Source organism: bacterium (assembly GCA_018830565.1).
In the GTDB taxonomy this organism is placed as follows: domain Bacteria; phylum UBA9089; class JAHJRX01; order JAHJRX01; family JAHJRX01; genus JAHJRX01.
This window is the reverse complement of record JAHJRX010000079.1, coordinates 1-23,869: the sequence shown is the minus strand read 5'-3', so window position 1 is coordinate 23,869 and position 23,869 is coordinate 1. Positions and strand designations below refer to the sequence as shown.

At 35.4% G+C, this 23,869-nt stretch carries 18 protein-coding genes and 3 tRNA genes; 4 read left to right on the top strand and 17 right to left on the bottom strand.

Going from position 1 to position 23,869, the window contains the following annotated elements; translation table 11 throughout:
• Nucleotides 1-25 precede the first annotated feature (25 nt).
• The gene (locus KJ849_07585) at nucleotides 26-1,234 is read right to left on the bottom strand and encodes an HD domain-containing protein (protein ID MBU2600418.1); all 1,209 of its coding nucleotides are present in this window, start codon (nucleotides 1,232-1,234) and stop codon (nucleotides 26-28) included.
• Nucleotides 1,235-1,572: 338 nt separating this feature from the next.
• Here KJ849_07585 and hemA point away from each other — a divergent pair, with 338 nt between their 5' ends.
• The 4 genes from hemA to cobA are packed head-to-tail and all read left to right on the top strand — an operon-like array spanning nucleotide 1,573 to nucleotide 5,939.
• Entirely contained in the window at nucleotides 1,573-2,829 is a 1,257-nt protein-coding gene (hemA, locus tag KJ849_07580; GenBank protein MBU2600417.1) for a glutamyl-tRNA reductase, read from the top strand.
• Nucleotides 2,826-3,509, top strand: a complete 684-nt coding sequence (locus tag KJ849_07575; GenBank protein MBU2600416.1) for a bifunctional precorrin-2 dehydrogenase/sirohydrochlorin ferrochelatase — start codon at nucleotides 2,826-2,828, stop codon at nucleotides 3,507-3,509. The genes hemA and KJ849_07575 overlap by 4 nt, the downstream gene beginning before the upstream one ends.
• Nucleotides 3,506-4,432, top strand: coding sequence for a hydroxymethylbilane synthase (gene hemC, locus KJ849_07570; protein ID MBU2600415.1), 927 nt, complete (start codon nucleotides 3,506-3,508; stop codon nucleotides 4,430-4,432). Before KJ849_07575 ends, hemC begins: the two co-directional genes overlap by 4 nt.
• A gap of 1 nt (nucleotide 4,433) precedes the next feature.
• A complete protein-coding gene (gene cobA, locus KJ849_07565) occupies nucleotides 4,434-5,939 on the top strand; it encodes a uroporphyrinogen-III C-methyltransferase (GenBank protein ID MBU2600414.1) in 1,506 nt (501 codons plus the stop codon).
• 126 nt (nucleotides 5,940-6,065) lie between these two features.
• Here cobA and KJ849_07560 read toward each other — a convergent pair whose 3' ends face one another.
• The 16 genes from KJ849_07560 to KJ849_07485 all read right to left on the bottom strand — a co-directional run bounded on the left by KJ849_07560 (nucleotide 6,066) and on the right by KJ849_07485 (nucleotide 23,656).
• Nucleotides 6,066-7,550 (bottom strand): T9SS type A sorting domain-containing protein, encoded by a 1,485-nt coding sequence (locus tag KJ849_07560; protein MBU2600413.1) that lies wholly within the window; start codon nucleotides 7,548-7,550, stop codon nucleotides 6,066-6,068.
• A 17-nt stretch (nucleotides 7,551-7,567) separates the two neighbouring features.
• A complete protein-coding gene (locus KJ849_07555; GenBank protein ID MBU2600412.1) occupies nucleotides 7,568-8,491 on the bottom strand; it encodes a hypothetical protein in 924 nt (307 codons plus the stop codon).
• 2 nt (nucleotides 8,492-8,493) lie between these two features.
• Nucleotides 8,494-9,075: a hypothetical protein gene (locus tag KJ849_07550; GenBank protein MBU2600411.1), complete on the bottom strand. Its 582-nt coding sequence runs from the start codon at nucleotides 9,073-9,075 to the stop codon at nucleotides 8,494-8,496.
• A gap of 65 nt (nucleotides 9,076-9,140) precedes the next feature.
• Nucleotides 9,141-11,828, bottom strand: coding sequence for an SLBB domain-containing protein (locus tag KJ849_07545; GenBank protein ID MBU2600410.1), 2,688 nt, complete (start codon nucleotides 11,826-11,828; stop codon nucleotides 9,141-9,143).
• A 496-nt stretch (nucleotides 11,829-12,324) separates the two neighbouring features.
• The gene (cobD, locus tag KJ849_07540) at nucleotides 12,325-13,404 is read right to left on the bottom strand and encodes a threonine-phosphate decarboxylase CobD (GenBank protein MBU2600409.1); all 1,080 of its coding nucleotides are present in this window, start codon (nucleotides 13,402-13,404) and stop codon (nucleotides 12,325-12,327) included.
• 69 nt (nucleotides 13,405-13,473) lie between these two features.
• Entirely contained in the window at nucleotides 13,474-14,676 is a 1,203-nt protein-coding gene (locus tag KJ849_07535; GenBank protein ID MBU2600408.1) for a hypothetical protein, read from the bottom strand.
• Between the two features lie 105 nt (nucleotides 14,677-14,781).
• Entirely contained in the window at nucleotides 14,782-15,426 is a 645-nt protein-coding gene (locus KJ849_07530; GenBank protein ID MBU2600407.1) for a hypothetical protein, read from the bottom strand.
• A gap of 34 nt (nucleotides 15,427-15,460) precedes the next feature.
• Entirely contained in the window at nucleotides 15,461-16,753 is a 1,293-nt protein-coding gene (gene hemL / locus KJ849_07525; protein MBU2600406.1) for a glutamate-1-semialdehyde 2,1-aminomutase, read from the bottom strand.
• A 163-nt stretch (nucleotides 16,754-16,916) separates the two neighbouring features.
• Nucleotides 16,917-18,101: a nickel pincer cofactor biosynthesis protein LarC gene (larC, locus tag KJ849_07520; protein ID MBU2600405.1), complete on the bottom strand. Its 1,185-nt coding sequence runs from the start codon at nucleotides 18,099-18,101 to the stop codon at nucleotides 16,917-16,919.
• Between the two features lie 114 nt (nucleotides 18,102-18,215).
• On the bottom strand, nucleotides 18,216-18,608 hold the full coding sequence (locus tag KJ849_07515) for a clan AA aspartic protease (protein ID MBU2600404.1): 393 nt from the start codon (nucleotides 18,606-18,608) through the stop codon (nucleotides 18,216-18,218).
• Nucleotides 18,609-18,878: 270 nt separating this feature from the next.
• Entirely contained in the window at nucleotides 18,879-19,685 is an 807-nt protein-coding gene (gene larB / locus KJ849_07510) for a nickel pincer cofactor biosynthesis protein LarB (protein ID MBU2600403.1), read from the bottom strand.
• 23 nt (nucleotides 19,686-19,708) lie between these two features.
• Nucleotides 19,709-21,598, bottom strand: a complete 1,890-nt coding sequence (gene ftsH / locus KJ849_07505; protein ID MBU2600402.1) for an ATP-dependent zinc metalloprotease FtsH — start codon at nucleotides 21,596-21,598, stop codon at nucleotides 19,709-19,711.
• An 88-nt stretch (nucleotides 21,599-21,686) separates the two neighbouring features.
• Complete coding sequence (gene tilS, locus KJ849_07500) at nucleotides 21,687-23,090, bottom strand: tRNA lysidine(34) synthetase TilS (GenBank protein MBU2600401.1); 1,404 nt, start codon at nucleotides 23,088-23,090, stop codon at nucleotides 21,687-21,689.
• A gap of 97 nt (nucleotides 23,091-23,187) precedes the next feature.
• Nucleotides 23,188-23,264 (bottom strand) — tRNA-Met (locus tag KJ849_07495).
• Between the two features lie 13 nt (nucleotides 23,265-23,277).
• Nucleotides 23,278-23,352 (bottom strand) — tRNA-Met (locus KJ849_07490).
• 216 nt (nucleotides 23,353-23,568) lie between these two features.
• Nucleotides 23,569-23,656 (bottom strand) — tRNA-Leu (locus KJ849_07485).
• Between the last annotated feature and the right edge of the window lie 213 nt (nucleotides 23,657-23,869).

Below are 23,869 nucleotides of genomic sequence, written 5' to 3'. Positions count from 1 at the left end.
CTATAAGCCTTAAATTTATAAGCCTTCAGCTATCAGCAGTCAGCAGTTTTTCCTCATAGAGAACTTCTTCAAACACTTCCACGATTTTAGGATCGTATTGAATCTCTTTACCTTTCTTAAGTTCTAATAAAGCTTCTTCCGAAGATAGACTCTTTCCATGAAAGTATCGAGGTCTTCTTGAAGCCATAGCTGCAAAACTATCTGCTACAGCAATAATTCTTGCCCCCAGAGGAATTTTTTCACCACTTAGTCCCTCTGGATAACCACTACCATCATACCATTCATGATGATGGTAAACATAAGGGATAAGAGGTCTTAGGCTTTTTATGGGAAAAAGGATCTGTTTTCCAACAACTGGATGCATTTTAATAAGATGATCTTCTTCTAAGTTTAAACTACCTTTTCTCTTTAAAATTTCATCGCTAATCCCTACTTTTCCTAAATCATGGAGTAAGCTAGCATTATAAATCTTATCTATTTCCATCGGATCAAGATTTAATTTGATTGCAATCAACTTAGCTAAACGAGCTACTTGGGCTGAATGCCCATGGGTATGGGAATCTCGAGCATCAATAGCTAAGGCTAAACCTTGAATAATGGAAAGATAAGATCTTTCTAATTCTTGATATAATTGAATGTGCTTAATAGAGATAGCAGCTTCATTAGCTAAAATATTTAAAGAAATTAATTCGTTAATTGAAAATAGCTCATTAGCTATCTTATTTCCAAACCAAAGCAAGCCTATCACTTCATGCTTAATCATTAAAGGAACATAAACAAAGGAACCATTTTCATAAGTTAATCTCTCTAGATCTTGAAATCTAATATCTGTCTTAATATCATGAACCAAGACTGATTCTTTCTTCTTTATGGCCCAACCAGAAATAGTATTTTTAGTAGGAATAACTTTCTTAATCCTAACTTCTTCACTTTCACCTTTTTCACTTTTAACTTCTTTACTTTCACCTCCAATAAGACTATTTATCACCCACTGGGAAGAATCAGGATCTAATAAAATCACCATTCCTGATCTGGCTTTTAATATTTCTAAAGCCACTTGAAGTATTAAATTACAAAGTAAAGTTAAATCAGAAGTTAAAAAGACAGTTCTTTCAATCTTCTTTAAAAAGGCTAATTTTTCTACCTTTTCTTTTAACTTGGGAATATACTCCTCAAGAGTCTTAGTGCAATTATGATTGATAGTCTGGATAATCTGAAAGAAATTTTCTATCATTTAACAAATGTAACTCATAAATTAAGATCTACTGACGGAACTTTGGCTAATTTTGATATAAACCAGTTAAATCAAAGGTTTTCTTAAGCTAAGAGGCTTAAGTTCAAAGGTATAATCCAAATGCCAAATCAATGTCAAATGTTCAGTCCTTAAATAAACTAAGCTGATAATTAATTATAACATAATTTCTAAAAAATCAAAGTTTATTTTATTCTTCTAATGATTCCTCATCTTATATTCTTCCCACCTTTTTTTTGTCTTGACGAAAGAATTGTAGTTATGTTAATTTTTCTTAACAGAATTTTTTTAAAATTAGATTTGGCTATAGAGATAATAAGATGAAGATTATAACATTAGGGATAAGCTACCATAAAACACCTATTGAGTTTAGAGAAAAAGTGTTTTTTAGAAAAGAAGCCCTCCCCCTAGCTTTAACTGCCTTAAAAGAAGCTAAAGAAATAAAAGAATGTGTTATTCTTTCCACCTGTAATCGAACTGAAATATATATTGTTACCGATAATTTAATGGGTGGAAAAGAGACTCTAGAAAAATTTATAAGTAATTATCACCAGGTCAAGATAGAAGAATTAAAGCTATATCTATGGGAAAAGAAAGATAAAGAAGCCATGGAACATTTAATAAAAGTAGCTAGTGGTCTTGATTCTATGGTTTTAGGAGAACAACAAATTTTAGGACAAGTTAAAGAAGCTTATCAAATAGCTTTAGAAAACAAGACAACGGCTTTTATCTTTAACATTTTATTTCAAAAAGTTTTAAGTATTGCTAAAAAGATTAGAACAGATACTACTATTGGAGAAGGAGCTATTTCGATAAGCTATGCCGCCGTGGAGTTAGCTAAAAGGATCTTTAATGATTTAAATGATAAAAAAGTAATGATTATAGGCACCGGAAAGATGGGGGAGCTTTTAATTAAACATTTAGTAGATAATGGCATAAAACAATTATTGGTAGTCAATAGAGATTTAAAGAAAGCTACAGAATTAGCAGAAAAATTCAAAGGAAGAGCGGTCAGCTTTGACCAATTATATAAAAACATACCTTTAGTAGATATTGTCATTACTTCTACTAACTCTCCCCACTATGTAATTAAGATGGATCATATTAAGGATATTTTAAAGAGACGGAAAAATAAGATTATCTTCTTAATCGATATTGGTCTTCCCCGAAATATAGAACCTGAGGTAAATTCTTTAGAAAGTCTTATTTTATACAACCTTGATGATTTAAAAGTGGTGGTAGAAGCTAATAAAAGAGCAAGATCAAAAAAAGTAAAGGCAGCAGAAAAGATCATTAACCAAGAATTGCCAGAAATTATTTCCTGGTATCGATCTTTGGAATTTGTCCCTTTAATCCATGAAATAAAGAAGAAGATTGAAGAAATTTGTCGAAGAGAATTACTAAAGATCCAGACATTTTTAGATGAAAAAAGTAGAGAAAAACATATAAAATCTATATCTAATAAGATTTTAGCTTTGCCTATGAGTAAGATTAAAGAAGCAATAAGTTCTGGAGACGGCTATGTATATTTAAAAACTCTAAAAGAACTGTTTCAAATTGAAGAAAAGGTAAAATGAAATACTATAATTTAGAGTTAAATATTAAGAATAAAAAGTGTGTCGTGGTAGGAGGAGGAGACATAGCTTATCGAAAAGTTCTCTCTTTATTAGAATGTGGCGCTAAAGTACATGTGGTAAGTAAAAAATTAAATGAAGAACTAAGAGTTTTTTTCAAGGAAAATAAAATTTGTTCCCACGAGAATAAGATTTGTTCCCACAAGAATAAGATTTATTTCCACGAAAAAGAGTATCAAACCAAAGATCTCAAAGGAGCTTTTTTAGTAATCGGAGCCACTAATTGCTTAAAAACCAATGAAAAGATTGCCAAAGATGCTCATAAGTTAAGAATCTTAGTAAATATAGTTGATAATATAAAATTATGTAACTACATAGTCCCCGCCGTAACTAAAAGAGGAGACTTAGTTATTAGTGTCTCTACTGCTGGAAAAAGCCCTTTCTTAGCTAAGAAGATAAAAGATGAGATCGCTCAGCTTTACGGCCAGGAATATGGAGAATTAGTAAATATCTTAGGAAGTATTAGAAAAAAAGTCATCCAAGAAGTTTCTGACCCCCAAAAGAGAAGATTAGTTTGGGAAGGTGTAGTTAGCTCAAAGACTATAGAGTATCTCAAAGAAGGTAACTTAGATAAAGTAAATAACTTAATAAAAAAAGTGATTGAAGAAGGTAAAAGGCAATGAAGAAGATTATGGTGGGTAGTCGAGGAAGTAAACTTGCTTTAGCTCAAACTAATTTAGTCATTGAAGAACTTAAAAGACTTAACAGTTCTTATTCTTTTGAAGTTAAGATAATTAAGACCAAAGGAGATCTATCGCTAAATTCCTCTTTAGATAAGGAAGGAGGAAAGGGCTTATTTGTTAAAGAAATTGAAGAAGCCTTGATAAAAGAAGAAATTGACCTGGCCATTCACAGTATGAAAGATCTGCCTACGGAATTACCTTCAGAGCTTACCATGGCGGCGATACTGCCAAGAATAAATCCAAAAGATGCTTTAATCTCAAAAAATGGTCATAACTTACTCCATTTACCACCAAGAGCCACCGTAGGAACAAGTAGTCTTCGAAGAAAGGTACAGTTACTAAATCTGCGAAGAGATTTAAATGTAGTAGAGATAAGGGGGAATTTAGATACCAGAATTAAAAAACTAAAAGAAGGTAGTCTTGAAGCTATAATAGTAGCTGTTTGTGGGCTGATTCGACTAAACTTAATCAAGTTAATGACTCAAGAATTACCCATCAAAGCCTTTCTTCCGGCCGCAGGCCAAGGTGCCTTAGGCATAGAAGTAAGAAAAGAAGATTGCAAAATAAGAGAGTTAGCAGAGAAAGTAAATTGTTTAAATTCCCAGTGGGAAGTACGGGCAGAAAGATCTTTTCTTAAAGAACTGGGGGGCGGTTGCCAAGTTCCTATTGGTGTTCTTGCTCAAACAAAAGATAAAATGCTACTTATTCAAGGAATGGTCTCCTCTTTAGATGGCCAAAAAGTAGTCAAAGATAAAATGATAGGGAAAAAGACAAAGGCAGAAGATTTAGGAAAAGAATTAGCTACCAGATTATTGAACAAGGAAGCTAATGAAATTATTAAAGAATTAAAGAGAGAAGGTTAAAATGTCAGGTAAGGTATTTTTAGTTGGCGCTGGACCAGGAGACCCTGATCTTATTACCTTAAAAGCTATTAATTGTCTAAAAGAAGCCGATGTAGTTATTTATGACTATTTAATAGATAAAGAACTCTTAGACTACACTAAGATTGAGACAGAATTAATCTATGCAGGAAAATATAGCAAGCACCATGTTCTTTCTCAAGAAAAGATCAACAAGCTTCTCCTTAAAAAGGCTAAAGAAGGAAAAATGGTCGTGCGGCTTAAAGGGGGTGATTCTTACTTATTTGGAAGAGGAAGCGAGGAGGCTCTCTTCTTAGAGAAGCATCGTTTACCTTTTGAAGTAATTGCGGGAGTTTCCTCTGCTTTAGCTGTCCCCAGTTATGCCGGCATTCCTTTAACCCATAGAGAGATTGCTTCTCAGGTTACCATAATTACTGGACATGAAGATCCAAACAAGGAAGAATCATCTATTGACTGGAAAGCATTGGCTAAACAAAAAGATACTTTAGTCATCTTAATGGGCATGGAAAATTTATCTCAAATTATTGATAAATTAATTTCTTATGGAAAGGATAAAGAGATACCCGTAGCGGTTATTCGTTGGGGAACTACTTCCGATCAAAAGACAGTGGTAGGAACATTAAAGGATATTACTAAAAAAGTAGCCAAAGAGAAGGTCAAGCCTCCTTGTGTCATCGTCGTAGGAGAGGTAGTAAACTTAAGAGAAAAGTTAAATTGGTATGAACAAAGACCTTTGTTTGGCAAAAAGATCCTGGTAACTAGGCCATTAGAGCAAGCCAGTGAATTTTGTAAATTATTACAAGCCAACGGAGCTGCTCCTATTGAATACCCTTTAATTAAGATAGTGGAGTTAGAAGACTATACGGAATTAGATAATAAGATTAAAAACTTATCTCAGTACCACTGGCTTATTTTTACTAGTGTCCAGGGAGTTAAGTATTTCGTAAAAAGACTTTTTAAATTAGGCAAAGACATCAGGGAATTAAAAGGAATTAAGATTGCCGCGATAGGTCCTAAAACAGCCAAAGAGATTAGTAAGTATGGGGTGTTGATAGATTTAGTTCCCCCAGAAAGATTCATAGCTGAATCTATCGTCTCTAAATTTAAGGAGGTTGATCTTAAGAATAAGAAGATCTTATTTCCTCGAGCTAAAGAAGCCAGGGAAGTAATCGCCCAAGAACTAGAAAAAAGAGAAGCTACCGTAGATGAAGTGGCTTGTTACCAGACGGTAAAAGAAGATAACTTAAAAAAAGAAGAGATCAAGGAGCTGATTAAGAAAAAGGAGATAAATGTGATTACCTTTACTAGTTCTTCTACTGTAAAATATTTCTACCAGGATTTTGGTAAATGTAATTTAGATGGCATGAAGATTGCTTGCCTTGGTCTCGTGACCGCTAAAACAGCTCAAGATTTAAAGATAAAAGTTGATATCATCAGCCCTGTTCATACCATCGAAGGATTAATTGAGGAGATGATCAAGAAATTATGATTGGTATTAACAACCATTAAGGACAGCGACTTTTATTCCTCTTTATACCATCGAATCATACCATTTATACCATCGAAGGATTAATTGAGGAGATGATCAAGAAATTATGATTGGTATTAACAGCCATTAAGGACAGTGACTTTTATTCTTCTTTATAAAAAAGGGACAAATTGCTTTGACTTTTATAATCCGTATGAAATCAGGGTGTAATTTTGGAGTAACTTTATTCTTCATTTTTACACCTTGGGCATACTTAATAACTGCTATCTTCTTGACCTTGGCCTTTGACCCCACCTTGATCAGGTAAAGATAGACTCCGCTGGCCACCTTGTCTCCATGGTCATTCTTGCCATCCCACCTTACCTGATAGGTCCCAGGAGCATAGTTCTCATCGATTAACTCTCGGATTAAGCTCCCCGTAAGGTCATAAATTTTGATGGCCACCTTTTCGGCTTGAGGTAAATGAAATTTAATGGTGCAGAGATCCTCTTTATTCACCTTAAATGGATTGGGATAAATATAAGTCTTGAATCTTGAAGGGATGAGAATAAAGTTTACCTCTGTTCCTGGGGTAATATTATCCTTGATCTGGGTGACAAAGTCTTCCTGGTAAGCTCTTACTCCGTATATCCCTGTCAGACCAGAAATTAAATAGTTACCGTTAGCCTCTGTCAGGATTGACTTCTCAACACCCCCTCCCTTTAATACCTCTATCTTAACACCCTTTAAGCCAACACCATCCGTACCTGTTGCTTTTCCAAAAATGGTATCTAAACCACCAAAGAGACCAAAAATGGTAAAATGATTAGTAATAGCCGTAGCCATATTCTTCACTGGATCTATGGTAGTGGGAAGCTCAACCCAGTTATTTCCATCCCATCGGCATAGCTTTAGATTTGCCTCCAGAATCCTCGTTCCATCGACTAAGCCATTGCTGTCCTTATCTTGGTAAGGTAGGGAAATGGTAGCTGGTTTATTTAATAAGTTCTGTTTGCTCTCGAGGGTAACCTCAAGATATAGCCCCGTAGGGTTCTCCCTTAAGGAAGGAAGGCTATGCCAGTCTGGTCTTGAGACTCTAATAATCGTCTTACTATTTAGAGCACCGTCAGGTATCTTTATCTTAGTTCCATTCCCACCCTCGATCAGATTGTCTTTATCCTTTTCTACCTCATCTTCAGCATAATCAAAGTTATTATGCTCAATGATCAGGGTAATGGTAAGAGGCTCCTCGTCTTCGTTATTGGCGTTGTCCCTGGCAACTGCCCTTAAATCATAGCTACCACTTGGTAGATTGGTAGTATCCCAGGTTAGAGAAAACATGGACGTTGGATTGGTGCTACTAATAATATCTGTCCATAACTTTCGGTTTTTTTGTCTATATTGGTATTTTATGCTGGCAATGTCTGAATCAAGACTTGTTGCCTCAATAATGACTGTCTTCCCAGAAACTTTAGCCCCATTCTTTGGTCTAATAATATTTGCCTTGGGAGAGGTGTTTTCAACAGTCGTAACAATAATGGCAAAGGTAGCGGTTGGAGAAGCTGCAACTTTACTTAAAGATAGGGCCAGGAAAAATACCACCAGAGAGGTCATCCTTACCTTTCTTCTCAAGCCCAAAAACCACCACTTCATTTTTTTACTGTTCTTAGTTTAACCCTAACAAAGACTGCCCGCCCTTCTTTGGGCTTGACCAAGACTATCCCTTCCCACCTTTTACCATAAAACTCTGGTTTGGCTGGGATATCAAGCCTTAAAAAAATGATAGCATTTCTCCCTCCCTCTATCCTGATCTCTTCCCTTTCAGGGATAATCCAGGCTGGATTAGGTAAGGGCTCATATGAATCCGAAAGACAAATCCCTTCTCCTATTTTAGTAGAGAGAGAAGTAGACGTAATCTTATAAGTATTGGCTGAATCATCGTTGTTGTAGATCTCTACTTCGGCAGCCCCTCTGGTATCCTCTGAGAAAATATCTTCTAAGGAGATTTGACTTGGCTTAAGGCCGGTTGAGCCGTCTGGTCTTTGAGTTAGATCAGTCCTTGGTTCTGTCTCAAGGAAGAGGAAAGGATAGGCAGCTAAAACAACTCCCTCACCCTTCTTGTGTTCACCCTTTACTTCAATTAAAGCCACCCAGTGTTGGTTACAATACCTCTCTTCCTTGGGGATAGCAAGACAGATCTTTGCCTGGGCTAGATCATTTGCCGGAACCATTAATTTGGCTGGTTCAAGATGAAGAAAGCTTTCTTCCGGTATTTCCAAGTAACCCTCAGGCCACCTGGCCCCAATCCGAGAAGGTTTACAGATCAAAAGGTGATAAACCAGAGGCTCCTCACTCCTATTCTGAATAGTGAGGGGAACGGCTAATTCATAGGACTTTCCTACTGATATCCCTTGAATAAGCAGGTTGCCCGGTGAGACCCCAAGACCTTTAGCCAGAGACTCTTTCACACCCAAGGAGATTACCATTGCGATCATTAATATCCAGAGGGATAGATTCACCCGGTTAGAAAACTTTTCTAACAGGGCTATCCCGAGTTTTCTAACGGGATTCATCCCTATCCACCAATTACTCCTATGGTTACGGCTATAGTCTGTTGGGTATTGACCGTGGACGATGAGGGCGCTTTAAACTGGAGCCAGAGTGCCCTGGCTTCACCAGCAGAAACTGAAACACCATTGGCCGTAGCAATGGCCCCGGTGGCATAGGTTTCAGTAGTAGCCGTCTTCGGATCTGTAGATTTAATCACATCATCATTCGTGCCGGTGTTGAAGTTTGCCCCTACTACCCCCGTATCAGCCGTGGCTGAGAATACCCCACTTAAGACAAATTTGTCTTGACCATTGCTTTCTGTCGAAGAGGCAGTCCAGATTCCACCGGTATTTGTCACCTGGAGGGTATAGGTCTGGGAACCATTACCATCATTTAAAATAGTAATCTTCTGGTTATTGGCCATGGTGGTTGTAGACCCAACCCCGACCATCCCCATATTCCAAGTCCCGTTGGAGGTAACCGAGACAGAGATGGTCTGAAGAGTAACATTCACTTTGATATCAGCCGTCTCTGCGACCTCTCCCTGAGTAGTAAGGAACACTACCCCAAGAAAAATCACCCTTAGAAAAATCCTCAACAACTTCATTTTACATCTCCTTCAGGCCCAATGTCCAGTTTCAACAGTTTTTACTTTTAACTTTTTATTTTTCCTTATTTTTTTAATTCCCGAATTAAAAATGCCGTAACTACCATGGTAGCAACAGTTACCGTCACAAATTTTACGGCAGAAATTATCTTGTCCAAGCGATCTACGATCTCAGTAACCATTACTTTGGTTGGAAGATAAATAATATCTCCTTCTTCAATAAGAGAATTTTTTTTATAGTTGGTAGATAAGATAGTCCCATTAGCCCGGGTAATCATAATTTTTTTTAGATCGGCATCTTCGGTAGCTCCCCCGGTCTGTCTAAGATAATAGTGGAGGTTCATATTTTCTTTATAGCTTATATTAGAGGCCTTAACCACTGCCCCGATTACAGAAACAAGATAAGGTCGGCTCGGAATAATAATGGCATCACCATCTTTAAGGATGATATCCTTTTTACTCTCTTTCCTTTCTAAGATTGATTTTAAATCTATAACGATCCTTTCCCCAGGAAAGAGTTGTTTGAGTTGGCGCGGAGGGCTAACTACACTTAAAGGTAAAGTAGGTGAGATGGCCTCGGTTATTTGTCCAATAGCTTCTCCAGCTAATTGTCCGGCCTGTTTACTTGCCTCTAAAGAGGCAACTTCGCTGGCGCCTCCGGAAATGATGGGTGTACCAGCCGACACTCCTTTAGTGGAAGAAATTAGTTCTGTAGCCTGAATCTTTTCCAGCCATTGTGCCCGGGCGAGACTCCGTTTATATTCCAAATCATTCAAAACATCAATTAATTCATTAACTATCTGCAGATCCTTTTTCTGCTCCTCGGTAAAGGCAAGATTACGTTTAAATATTGTTCCTGAGATAAAGGCATCTTTAGTAAATCCTCCCGCCCTCTCAATCAAGGCTGATAATTTTTCTTCTTTATTCTTTAAAGCATAGGCGCCAGGATACTTTACCTCTCCCTCAAGGCTAACAAACTGGGGGGTAGAAATAAACTCAGACTTACGGGGGATAAAGACCAGATCCCCATCCCTTAATAGTTTGTTTTCCTGTTCCACCCCGGCACTTAGTTTCTTTAAATCAATATCTTCTATTTCTGTCTTTCCCTCTCCATAGGCATGGGCAATGTAACCTTTCTCATAGGCATCTGGTAATAATCCTCCCCCTCTGATAATCAGGTCAGAAAGGTACATATTATCTGCCCGTTCCACACTGCCTGGTCGGGAGACTGCCCCCAGGATCCGCACTATCCTCGCCGGTATCCATCTTGTCTCCCACTTAGAATAAACAATCACCCGGTCCAATTCTTCTAACAAAAGATTGTTTTTCGTCTCTTCTGTTAATGCTTTTTCTAAGTTGATAGAAATAAGTCGGGTGGTGCGCATATCTGTATTCCATCTTACTATATAGGCCATTTCTAAGTCAGCCTCTCCTAAAATCTTATTAGGCAGAGAAAATAAGTCTTTTACCCGCATTCCTTTTTTTAACTCATATTCACCAGGAAAGAGCACCTTTCCTTCTAATCGGACTAAATTTTTTCTAAGTTCGGGTATGGATAAAACCATAATCAGATCTCCATCATGTAAAGAAACTTCTTTTTCCTGGTTAAGATCAATATCTCGGAGAATTTGTTTTTTGTTGGGGTCTACGGTTTCTAAATGCACCCTTTCTGGCAGTCCTTTAGGGGTTAGTCCGCCACAAAACTTTAATAATTCGGCAATTCCTTCTTTTTCTTTTAACTCATAGATACCTGGCCTTTTTACTTCTCCTCCAATTGTAACTAAACGTTCATAAGGCTTGACATAAATTATATCTCCCCCTTTTAAAGGAAGATCCTGCTTACCATCCCCCTTGATCAGAAAATTATAAAAATCTACCTGGGTAACCTGATTATCGCGGAGTAATTTTATATCCCGCAAAGAACCAGAATCATTTGGCCCTCCAGAGGCATTTAAAGCATTAAAAAGGGTAGTTAAGGAACTTAAGGCATATGCCCCTGGCCTAAAAGCATAACCGGTAATATAAACTTGAATACTCTTTAAACGATCAAACGTAACAATAAGACTTAAATTCTTGGTGGTTGTTTTCCTTAAAAGTTCGCTCCTAACTGCATTCTCAAATTGTTCTAAGTTTAAGCCTTTGGCCATAATTCGTCCGGCACTGGGAATATTTACCATTCCATCGGCCTCAATAAGTAAAAGGATATTTCGTAGTTCTAAAAAATCCCCCCAAAAATATAGGTTTAATTTGTCTCCTTCACTTAAAATATATTGGGACGGTGGAGTAGCAATCACCTCACCGCTAATCATTTCCATTGGCCCAACCATGCCGGTCAAGGCACTTTTTGGGGGAAGCAAAGGCAATGTTTTACCTTCAGTAATCAATGCCTCAATCTGCTTGATTCTTTTCTTTGCCGGCGCAAAATAAGAAAACCCAAATCTCTGGGTTTTTTTTTCCTCTTCTATCGTTATTGCTTCTTTCTTCGTTACTACTTTTTCCTTTTCTTTCAATATTTCTTTGTCTGCGGGTATTTCTGGAGATTCTTTAATGCTTTTTGGGGAAGTAGAAGTAGGTTTTAAACTTGTTTCTTCTGGTGATTGAACTGATGTTGGCAAAGGTAAACCTTGAAGAGTAAAGAGTTGTTCAGTAGAAGCTTGTTGTTGGGCGACCACTAGACCAGGAACAAAGATCTGCCAAATAAACAGAAATAATACCAAACAAGCAACATTTTTATTTTTAAACCCTTTTAACATGTATCTTCTCCTTCTTGGAATAAATATTCCCCAAAAAATTGTAATATTTTTTTTCGTAACTACTTAAATATCAACAAGTTATACCGAGCGAACCGTTTTACCTTGATAGCAACAATGATATTTTAAGCCAAATTAATAATTTACTTAGTTTGTAATTTTATCATAGGTAGTGGTGAATATCAAGAAAAACCCCAGCAATGTGATTATGAAATTTTCTTTTTATTCTATAGGTAATTTAAGACAATATTCCCCTTGGCCGATTAGTTAATAAAGACCAATTTACTAGAACCATTCTTAAACCATTCTTAATTGAATTGAAATCTCCTCGGGTTCAAATATCCGCAATGTTGATGAATTTTTAGTTTAAAGTGATGAATGTCTTTATATCCATAAGCCATTCGTTTAAGCCGTTTGATCTTACTATAAAAAAAACGCTACCGCTGATTTTTACTATTAGGCACAATTAAAAAGGTTATGTAAACTGCCTCCTACTCCCTTATCCCATCCCTAAAATTTCTTGTAATTTTTGGATGAAAAACTTATTTTGATGATGAGCTTTTACCGCTATCCTAAAATAATTATTGCTTTCTAAGTGAAAAGACTGGCTATTTCTAATTAAGATCTTTGATTTTATTAACTCTTCCTCTATCTTCTCCACATTAAGAGTGTTAGCTAAAAGTTTAATTAAAATAAAGTTAGTTTGCGAATCAAATATTTTTAAGTACCTTAATTTAGAAAGCCGAGAAACTAAAAATCTCTTTTCTCTGTTTACTTTCTCTCTAATTTTCTCATCTGCCTCTTTATCTTTTAAGATACCTAAAGCTACTTCATAAGCAAGGCAATTTACATTCCAAGGAGGAAGCATTTGGTTAAGTTGCTTGGATAGCTCATTACCAACTAAGGCATACCCAAGTCGAAGACCAGCTAAACCATAAACCTTAGTTAAAGATCTAATTAAAAATACATCCCCTTCTTTAACTAATTCTCTTCTAAAATTAAGGTCAATCTTATCTTGACAAAAATCAAGAAAAGCTTCATCAATAACTAAGAATATCTTTCTCTTCTTAAGACCTTCTATTAATCTTAACAGATGGTTATCTTTAATTAACCTCCCGGTAGGATTATTAGGGTTACAGATAAACAAGACCTTTTCGTCTCTTAAATTATCTAAGAGTAAATCAATATTTAAATCAAAGTTATCCTTCTCAAGGGTCTTAAAATAACTTATCTTACTTCCAAAAATCTTTAATGCCTCTTCATATTCTCCAAAAGTAGGCACAACTATCTTTACTTGGCAAGGAGATAAGTACTTACTAATTAAATAAATTAGTTCAATCGAACCATTGCCTAAAACAACATTCTCATTGTCTAATTTATTTCTTTCCGCCACTATCTCTTTTAAATCATGTTGTTTAAGATCAGGATAACAACTAATCTTAGAAATATTTCTTAAGATTATCTTTCTTATTTGTTTTTGATCCTTAAAGTTATTAACATTAGCACTAAAATCTAAGATCTTTTCTGGCTCAAGATTATATTTTTTAGCATAAGCCCAAATATTACCTCCATGGAACAAGTTTTTCTCCTTTTGTTAGGGAGAGCTACTTATTTTTAAATGCACCAAAAATAAGCAGCTCTCTTTCTTTTAGTACTCTAATCTTAATTGGTAACTTATCTTCTTGCTGTTTTCTACTTGAGGTTGGTCATAAGGATTGACCGCTCGAAGCAAGGAAGCATACACTGCTAAATACTGAATAAACCCTAAATATTCTCCTACTCTTTTAGCCTCTACTTTATCCAAAGTCAAGACTGCAGTTGGAATCTTCTTCTGTTTAGCCTCTTCTAATGTTCCTTTAAACTCAAATTCTAAAGCTTTAGCTAAAGGAATATTATTTAATATGGCTAAGCTTTTATTATCTCCTAAAGAAATATCCTTTAAATCCAAAGGAACTACTGTTTTTAAATCTTGTTCTTTATTTAAAGCCACATTTAAGAAGAACCCTACCACATTTTTCTTTCCTCCAAAGAAACGTTGATTAGTATGATGTTGAGATTCAGGCCCTAAGCTTCCATATATAGTTTGACCCTTCCCTTCTTTACCTGAACTTTCATGGATAAGTTGAACTATTAAGTTGATAAACCCTTCTAACTGTGGCGAATAAACAGGATGAAATATTTCACTATATCCTGCTAAGTCCTTAAGATATAAGAAGGTAGCTAATCTCAAAGCTATATTTATAGATAGATCATTATCAGGCTTACAAACTTCATATACTTCTTCTAAACCTTGATCAATCTCTTCTATATCAATATCGAATAAAGCAGCTGGAAAATACCCGCAAGCAGTCCTGGCTGAAAATCTTCCTCCAATCTCTTGGGGAATAGTTAAGTATTCTAAATTCCTTTTTCTGGCAATCTCTCTTAAAGCTCCACTATCTTCTGAAGTAATAGGAAACATACTATACCCCTCAAAGGCAAAGATGGCTTCTAATACACCGACAGTATTTCCTGACTTACTTATGGGTATGACTAAAGTATCCACCGAAGTACATCTTTCTTTTATACTACTTAAAAAATCTGGATCCATCGTCGAAACAAGATAGAGGTTCTTTTTACTCTTATATTCCGCTAAAGCTTTATAAAACGTCCAAAAACTAGTAATGGAACCCCCATTGCCAATAATGATAATATTACGATAATGATCATATCTTTTAGCTACTTCTTTTATCTCTTTTAAGTCAGGTTTAAATTTAGCAAAAGCTGGCACTTTTACATATTTAATCTCCCTTAACTTATCTTCTACCTTCTTTAAATCATATTCACCAAATATTTCTAAGTTTAGACTCATTATTACTTCTCCTTTTATAATATGTTTAAATTTAGGGTCTTCCTGGCTATAATTAAGTTATAGCCTTATAGGAAAGGACTATTCATCTCCTCTCTCCTATGAATGCTATGAAAAGGTCAACATTTTCTTAATAAAATCCCAACATTTATCATAGCCGTAGATTATCTTTCCATCTCGAAAGACTGCTTTTCCTATATTATCTACGCTATTATCCTGGCTTAAGATCAATTTACCAAAAGAATTTAAGTCAGAATTAATAGATCTTACTCTTACCCCATACCTTAAATAAGTAGAAGCTAAGACTTTTTCGATAAGCATAAAATTATCTTTGTTATTTTTAATAATAGTAAATAATTTAATAATTCCATCTTTTATACTTTCACCCACCTTATCTTCTCCATAATAAATGATAAAGAAGAGATCATTCATTAAAACTTTTCTTAATTCTTCAACCAGATGATCAATTGTCTCGCTTATTAAACCTTCTCTTTCTTTTAAATATCCTCTCCATTCATGTTGAGCTGCTAAAGTAAGCCATAAATCTAATTTTTTAGAAGAATATAAATAGTATAAATCTTCTCCTTTTTCTAGATCTCTTTTGACAAGACTAATCTTCTTTAACTCTTCTAAATAAACAAGAACTTTATCTTTAGGCCAGATTAAACCCTCAGAAATTTCTGATAAAGAGACCTTCTGGCTTACCTTTCTTCTTAAATAATTTATTAATTCATAAGTCTCCTCGTTCTTCATTTTAAAAATTTATCTTACCTTTCTCTTGTAAAGATTAATAAATTTCCTTAAAAGCATTAAAACTTGCCTTGATGGTTTGTTCAATATCTTCTTTAGTATGAGCTAAAGAAATAAACATAGTTTCAAACTGTGAAGGTGGTAAATAAACTCCTTGTTGAAGCATCTTCTTAAAGTAAAGACGATAATATTCAGCATTAGACCGCTTCGCCCTTTGATAATCATAGACCTCTTCTTGACTAAAGAATAAGGTCAGCATTGAACCTAAGCGATTAATCCAACAACTTACCTTACTTTTTAAAGAAACCTCTCTTAATCCTTCTTCTAATGTCTTAGCTTTTTCTTCTAATTCTTCATAAACTCCTTCTTTGGATAAAAGCTCTATCGTCTTAAGCCCAGCCATTATCGCTATTGGATTTCCCGATAAAGTTCCTGCTTGATAGACCGAACCTAAAGGGGCTACTTGTTCCATAATTTCAGCTCTTCCCCCATAAGCACCTACCGGAAAACCACCTCCTATAATCTTTCCCAAACAAGTGAGATCGGGAACTATCTTAAATAATTCTTGGGCTCCTCCTAATGAAAGACGAAATCCAGTAATTACTTCATCAAAGATAAGTAAGATCTTATTTTCTTTGGTTATCTTCCTGAGTTCTTCTAAGTAACCTTCTTTAGGTAAGACTAGACCCATATTTCCAGGAACAGGCTCTAAGATTACAGCGGCAATTTCATCCCGGTATTTATTGACCGTCTCTTTTACTGCTTTCAGATCATTAAAAGGCAAGACTAAGGTCTCTTTAATGATCTGAAAAGGCACACCAGCACTTCCTGGAATATTTAAGGTAGCTACCCCAGAACCTGCCTCGGCTAAAAGACAGTCTACATGTCCATGATAATTTCCTTGAAATTTAATAATCTTATCTTTTTTGGTATATCCTCGAGCTACTCTAATCGCACTCATGGTCGCTTCGGTTCCTGAAGAAGTCATCCTTAATCTTTCTATAGAAGGATATATTTCTACGATCTTCTTAGCTAATTTTGTCTCTAACTCGGTTGGCGCTCCAAAGCTTGTCCCGCTATCTAACGCTTTTTTTACTGAAGCTAAGACTTCCGGGTGAGCATGTCCTAAAATTAAGGGACCAAAGGAAGATAGATAATCAATATATTCATTTCCATCTACATCAAAGATCTTTGAACCCTTGGCCTTGCTTATAAATAAAGGATGACCTCCCACGGCTTTAAAAGCCCTCACCGGGCTATTAACTCCACCCACTAAATACTTTACAGCTTCATTAAAAAATTCCTTAGATTTATCTCTCTTAAGATTCATCGCTAAAATACCTCATCACTGTCTTTTTAAACTCTCTTCCTGTAAAGAACATCTTATAATCCTTAATCTTAGTCTTAAAAAAGATCGTTGGCCCTCAATTAATTTGCTCTATGTCAAATTTTCATTAATAAATGCTATAGTCTTTTAGTCGCATTCCAAGAAATTAGCATCGGCTCTCCTTATTCTTTAGCTGCTCTTCAATTTCTTTTAGGCAATCTTGATAAACCTCTTGAAAGGATAAGCCATGGGCTTGGGCAATCTTCTTGCAATCCTCATATTCTACTGAAACCTTATCCCTTCCTTCAAAATTAATCAATTTAGCTTTAACTTTTCCGTATGGCGTCTTAAACTCTTTTAATTGCCGAGGTAACTTAAGTCTGCTTACTTTGTTAAGTCTTATCCCGGTAGTACTGGTCTCTCTAAAGATTAAAGAAGACAAAACTTGGGTTTTCTCTTTTGGGGCAATGACACTTAAGATAATTCCTGGCCTAAATTTCTTCATCTGGATAGGAGTAAGATAGACATCCAAAGCTCCTTCCTCGAAAAGCCTTTCTGTTAAATTTTCATAGATTAAGGGAAGGCTATCATCAATATTGGTTTCTAAAACCATCACTTCCTCTTCTTGAAAAGAAAAACTTTTTTCTCCAATAAAGATCCTTAAAAAATTAGGGAGATTTGGTAACTCCTTTTCTCCTGCTCCATATCCAATAGCCTCTATCTTCATCTTGGGCAAATGGCTATATTCGTAAGCTAAGGTAGAAATTATCGCCGCACCGGTAGGTGTCACCAGCTCTCCTGCTTCTTGGCTATAAACAGGTATATTTTTCAAAAGCTCGCAAGTTGCTGGTGCTGGAACGGGAAGCTCTCCTTCCCCAAAGTTAGTTCTTCCATAACCTAAATTAAGGGGTGAAGAAATAACTTGCTCTACTTGAAAAAAAGACAACCCCACTACTGCTCCTACAATATCAACGATGGTGTCGATAGAAGAAAGCTCATGAAGATGAACTTGATCCGGGTCTTTTCTATGAAGTTTAGCTTCAGCTTTAAATAAATTTTGATAAATCCTAAGGCTCTCTTCCTTAATCTCTTTCTCTAAAGTGCTGCCTTCAATGATTTTAGTTACTTCTGCTAAGGTCTTAATCTTTCTTTCTCTGTCATAAATAACCTCAAACTTACATCCACTTAAATGATGCTTGGCTACTTCCTTGACTTGAAGTTTAAAATCTACTCCTTTTAAAGATGATAATTTTTCGTTTAAATAATCTAACTTTAACCCGGCATCAATTAAAGCCCCGATAATCATATCACCACTAAGTCCAGAAAAGCAGTCAAAATAAGCTATCTTCATTTATTATCTTCTCTTTCTTCTCTTCTCTCGTCCTTAAAAGCATGGCTCCAAAATATCCTGCTCCAAACCCATTACTTTAATTATATCCACTTAACGTTTGAGTTCAACGATTGGTTAGGTAACATTTTGTTTCACTAAAGCTTGAGGAAAATTAGGACTATCAGGATTTACAACAACTTTTTTATGAGCGGGAGATACTATTAAGTCCATATCTTCCATAGGGACTGCGCCAAGTAGAACATCATCACCCAACACTAAAGCTCCTACAAAACAACTCCTATTCTCAAAATGCACTAAGGCTGGCCCAACATAAGGTACTAATTGTTTTTTACCATCAGCCGTTGTAACTTCTCTTTTCTCAAGTTCTTCAAAGCCCATCTGAACACAGATATGTTCAGGGATACAAAGCATTAATGCTCCTGTATCTACGAGAGCTTCTTTTGTTATTTTTTCCAGTTTTGGATTTTTAGGATTTCCTATTTCGATTTTTGCTCGTACATAACCCATACCATTTCTCCTTTCTTTTTAATTATTTTTCTAACATCCTCTTTCTTCTCTCATCCTTAAAAGGATGTCCCCAAAATACCCTGCTCCAAACCCATTATCTTAATTATATCCACTTAACGCTAAAAATAACCTGCTCCTTGTCAGGTTCATTTTTTTGTTAGGCTTTGCTTTATTTGCCCCTGATTCCTTCCTTGTCAATATTTTTTCTCTAATTGCTTGAATTCAATAGGGTTATCGAAATTGTTTCGGTTCTTCTCGTTGAATTTCTGATCAGTTAATTCTGCTTTCGAGGTCTGACCCCGATTCCCGTCTTCTTTCATCTTTTAAAAGCATGGCTCCAAAATATCCTGCTCCAAACCCATTATCAATATTTACTACCACTACTCCAGGAGCACAACTATTAAGCATCGTTAAAAGCGCAGCTAAACCTTGGAAGCTTGCTCCATACCCAGTGCTGGTAGGAACAGCCACTACCGGGACACTAACTAAGCCGCTAACCACACTGGCTAAAGCTCCTTCCATCCCAGCAACGACTATAATAACCGAAGCTTTCAAGAGCATCTCTTCTTGAGAAAGGAGGCGATGAAGGCCAGCTACTCCAATATCATAAAGACGTTCTACCCTTGTGCCTACAAAATCAGCCGTTACATAAGCTTCTTCGGCAACAGGAATATCAGCAGTCCCACCGGTAATAATTAAGAGATAGTCTGATTTATTAAGGGATTTTAAAGGTGGCTTTTTTAAAATGGTGATCATTTTTGCTTCTTTTTGATAAGAAGCATTTTGATGATACTTAGAGAGGTATTGATAAATATCTTCAGAGGCTTTGGTAATTAAGACATTTTCATTCTTTTCGAGAAAAGAATCTACAATCTTTAAAATTTCTTCAGCTTTTTTATTTTGACCAAAAATTACTTCTGGAAAACCACATCTTATCTTCCGACTAATATCTACCCGAGCAAAGATTAAGTTGTTTTTAGCTAATTCTTTATAACTTAAGCTTTCCACAGCTCTTTCAAGAGTTAAATTACCTTCTTTAAAGCTCAGTAATATTTCCTTAATGCGATCCTTATTCACCTTCTATTCCCTCAAGTTTTACTTTAGAGCACCTCTTTTTCATTGTTTTCTGTCTTTTTTTTAGAGGGAATCTTTTTAGATTTTATCTCCTTCTTCGCTTCGCCATTTCTTTTTTTTAAAATCTCTTCAATCTCCTCTGCTTCTAATACTTCTTTCTCTACTAAAGCTTTAGAAAGTTTATCTAATAACTCTCTATTTTCACTAATAATCTTAAAAGCTCTCTCGTAACAACCATCAACAATCCTTCTAGTCTCTTCATCAATTACAGAAGCTATTCTTTCGCTGTAATTCCTTTCTTTGACAATATCTCTGCCTAAGAAGATTTGTTCTTCCTTTCTACCAAAAGTTAAAGGACCCAATCTTTCACTCATTCCATATTCACATACTATCTTATGAGCAGCTTCTGTAGTTCGTTCAATATCATTCTTGGCTCCAGTAGAAACATCATTAAAAACTAAGATTTCAGCTACTCTTCCCCCTAAAAGAACACTCATCTTATCTAATAACTCATTTTTAGTAGTTAAATATCTATCTTCTGTAGGAAGTTGTAAAGTATAGCCGAGAGCGGCCGCTCCTCGGGGCATAATAGAAATTTTATGAACAGGGTCAGTTTCGGGGATACACTTAGCTACTAAAGCATGTCCTGACTCATGATAGGCGACAATGCTCTTTTCTTTTTCGCTAATTAACCGGCTTTTACGCTCAGGACCTGCTACTACCCTATCAATAGACTCTTCTATCTCCTCCATAGTTACTTTATCTTTATTTCCTCGAGCTGCTAATAAAGCTGCTTCATTAACTAAATTAGCTAAATCAGAACCTACAAAACCTGGAGTTCTACGAGCAATAACCTTTAAATCAACAACCACATCTAAGACAACTTTCTTGGTGTGAACCCTTAAGATCTCTTCTCTTCCTAAGATATCGGGTGTATCTACTACTATATGGCGATCGAATCTTCCTGGTCGAAGTAAGGCGGGATCTAAGACATCAGGCCGATTAGTAGCCGCCACCAAGATTACTCCTTCATTAGTATTAAAACCATCCATCTCCACTAAAAGTTGGTTTAAGGTTTGTTCTCGTTCATCATGTCCACCACCTAAACCTGCCCCTCTTTGTCTTCCTACCGCATCTATTTCATCTATAAAGATAATACAAGGAGCATGTTTCTTTCCTTGATCAAATAAGTCCCTTACCCGTGAAGCTCCCACTCCCACAAACATCTCTACAAAATCAGAACCGCTGATATTTAAAAACGGAACAGAGGCTTCTCCGGCAACGGCTTTAGCTAAAAGAGTCTTACCTGTGCCAGGTCTTCCTATTAATAACACTCCTTTTGGAATTCGGGCTCCTAATTTTTGAAACTTCTTAGGATCCTTTAAAAACTCAATAATTTCTTGTAGTTCTTGTTTAGCCTCGTCTACACCAGCTACATCCTCAAAAGTAATCTTTGTTCGTTCTTCAGGTAAGACCTTAGATTTAATTCTACCAAAAGATAAAATTTTACCTCCTGGGCCTTTTACTTGTCGGTACATAAAAAACCAAAGTAACCCAAAGAAGATTAACATGGGAATAATAGAATAAACTAAATTCATCCACCATCGAGGCTCAGCAGACTTTTTACCTTTAAAAATTACATTATTCTCTTGTAATAGTTGGATCAATTGAGGATCTTGACAAGGAATAAGAGTGCTAAAGATAGTTACTTTTCCTTGTTCAATTCGTTTACCAGTAATATCATTTTCAGCAATCTCTATCTCTTTTACTTTGCCATTTTTTACCTCTTCTAAAAATTGACTATATGGTATTTTAATAACTTTAAGCACAGTAGGACCTTGAAAATTATAAAATAAAGTAAAGGTAATTAAACCAATTAAGATCCATAAAGCTAAATTCTTTACTTTTTTGTCCATAAAAACCTTTTTAGTAAAAACATCTATTATTATCTATCAATTCTAAACTCGTTGGCACTTAATTAATTTGCTCTATGTCAAATTTTCATTAATAAGTGCTATGCATCTCAGGTAAGTATGTAATTTGTAAAATTTTTTTGGTATCTTTATCTATCTTAGCTAATTCACTAATCTCTAAACTGGCTATCCATAAGATCTTTCCTCTATCAACCACCAGAGGGATCTTATTCCTCTTAAAAATTGATACTTTCTTATCAATAAGATAGTCTTTAACCTTTTTACTTCCTTTTAACCCTAAAGGATAAAACCTATCACCTCTTCTTCGATTTCTTACCTTTAAAGGTAACTTTATTTTATCATAATCTAAATTAATTTCCAATTTATTTTTATCAAACACCTTCTTATCAAACCCTATATTATCAATTACTTCATTATCAATTACTTTATCTGGGGTAATTTTTACCTTAAATTCCATCTTCGCCTTAATTTTATCAAGATAAACTTTATTGGGAACTTCTTCTATTAGATACTCATAATCAATAATCTCTTCTTTACTCCTTTGGGTAAAAGTAAGATATTGATAATCTCTATATACCCTTACTTTATTAGGCAATACTATTTCAGCATGAGGACTTCCTTCTGCCAGCCTTAAAATATTATCCACCTGATAATATTTTATTTTTTTGATATTTTCAATAAACCTTTCTAAGATTCTTTTAATAATCCTTGATTTCAAGCAAAAAGAAAGTTTTTTCAAAACTTCATTATTAAGAATTACTTCTTTTGAGCTTTCTTTGACTATTAAATCTTCTTGATGTCTTTTCGCTAATTCTTCTAAAAACTTATGGTCTTCTTGCCATAAATAAGCTGTCTTTCTTAAGTTTTCATCAAAATTTGGATTAATTTCTCTGATCTTTGGTAAGACCATTAATCTGATCTTATTTCGTTTATATGTTGTCTTTAAATTAGAAGAATCTAGCCGATAAGAAAATTGGCGCCTTTTTAGATATTCTTTTACTTCTTGTCTCTTTAAGATTAATAAAGGTCGAATAATTTCTAAATTAAAAGATAGTTTTCTTCTTACAGGCATTCCTTTAAATCCTTCTGGACCTGTACCTGAAATTAATCTCATCAAAATAGTCTCTGTTTGATCATCATAAATATGACCTAAAGCTAATTTATTAGCTCCTAACTGGTAAGCTTTCTCTATAAAATACTGATATCTTTTTTCTCGGGCTTCTTCTTGAAGAGAAACACCTCTTTCTTGACTTAAGATTACTCTTCTTAAATAAAAGGGTAATTTATAACTTAAGGCTAATTTTTTTACAAAGACTTCATCTTCTATCGATTCTTCTCCCCTTAACATATAATTTATGTGAACTATATTTAAACACAAATTATATTCTTCTTTAATCTCTCTCAAAATATGAAGTAAAGCTACAGAATCAGAGCCACCAGAAACACCAATAGCTATTTTATCATATCTTTCCACTAATCTTTTTTGGTTAATAAAGTTTCTTACCTTTTGTAGAATCATACTTGGTGGAGCTAAATTATCATTGAGGATCTTGGGTAGTCTTTAGAGGCATTGGTAGCGGTGCAGGGACTCGAACCCCGGACACACGGATTATGATTCCGTTGCTCTAACCAACTGAGCTACACCGCCATGGTTTTTAATTTGGTTGCGGGGGTAGGATTTGAACCTACGACCTTTGGGTTATGAGCCCAACGAGCTACCACTGCTCCACCCCGCGATATAAAACAAAACTCAGATTTTTAGTGGTGTCTGAAAATAGCTTAGTTATAATGAGACATCTGAAAAAGATATAAAAAGGTAGATTATTCATTGTAAATTTGCAATTTAAAATGAATTTATCCCCATCTTACACAAGTCTTACACAAGTTAGCTATTCACAGACACCACCAGATTTTTTTGTGTTTTTTATTCTGTGTTCTGCAACCTGGCGTTCTGGTGCCGAAGGCCGGACTTGAACCGGCACGGGAAAAATTCCCAGCGGATTTTAAGTCCGCTGCGTCTACCTATTCCGCCACCCCGGCTTTATTTTTAAATAATCTTTTTTAGATTACCTCTTTATACTACACCGATGAAATCTTGTCAAGATATTTTTCAGCAATGTAACAGCAAAATGAAAATGTCCTGTTTTCCGTTAAATAGAAATGTCCTATTTTGTATTAGATAAAAATGATCTTTTATATGGGTTTATTTTAAACTTCCTCCAAGGGTGATCCAATGGAAGAATATGCACCTTT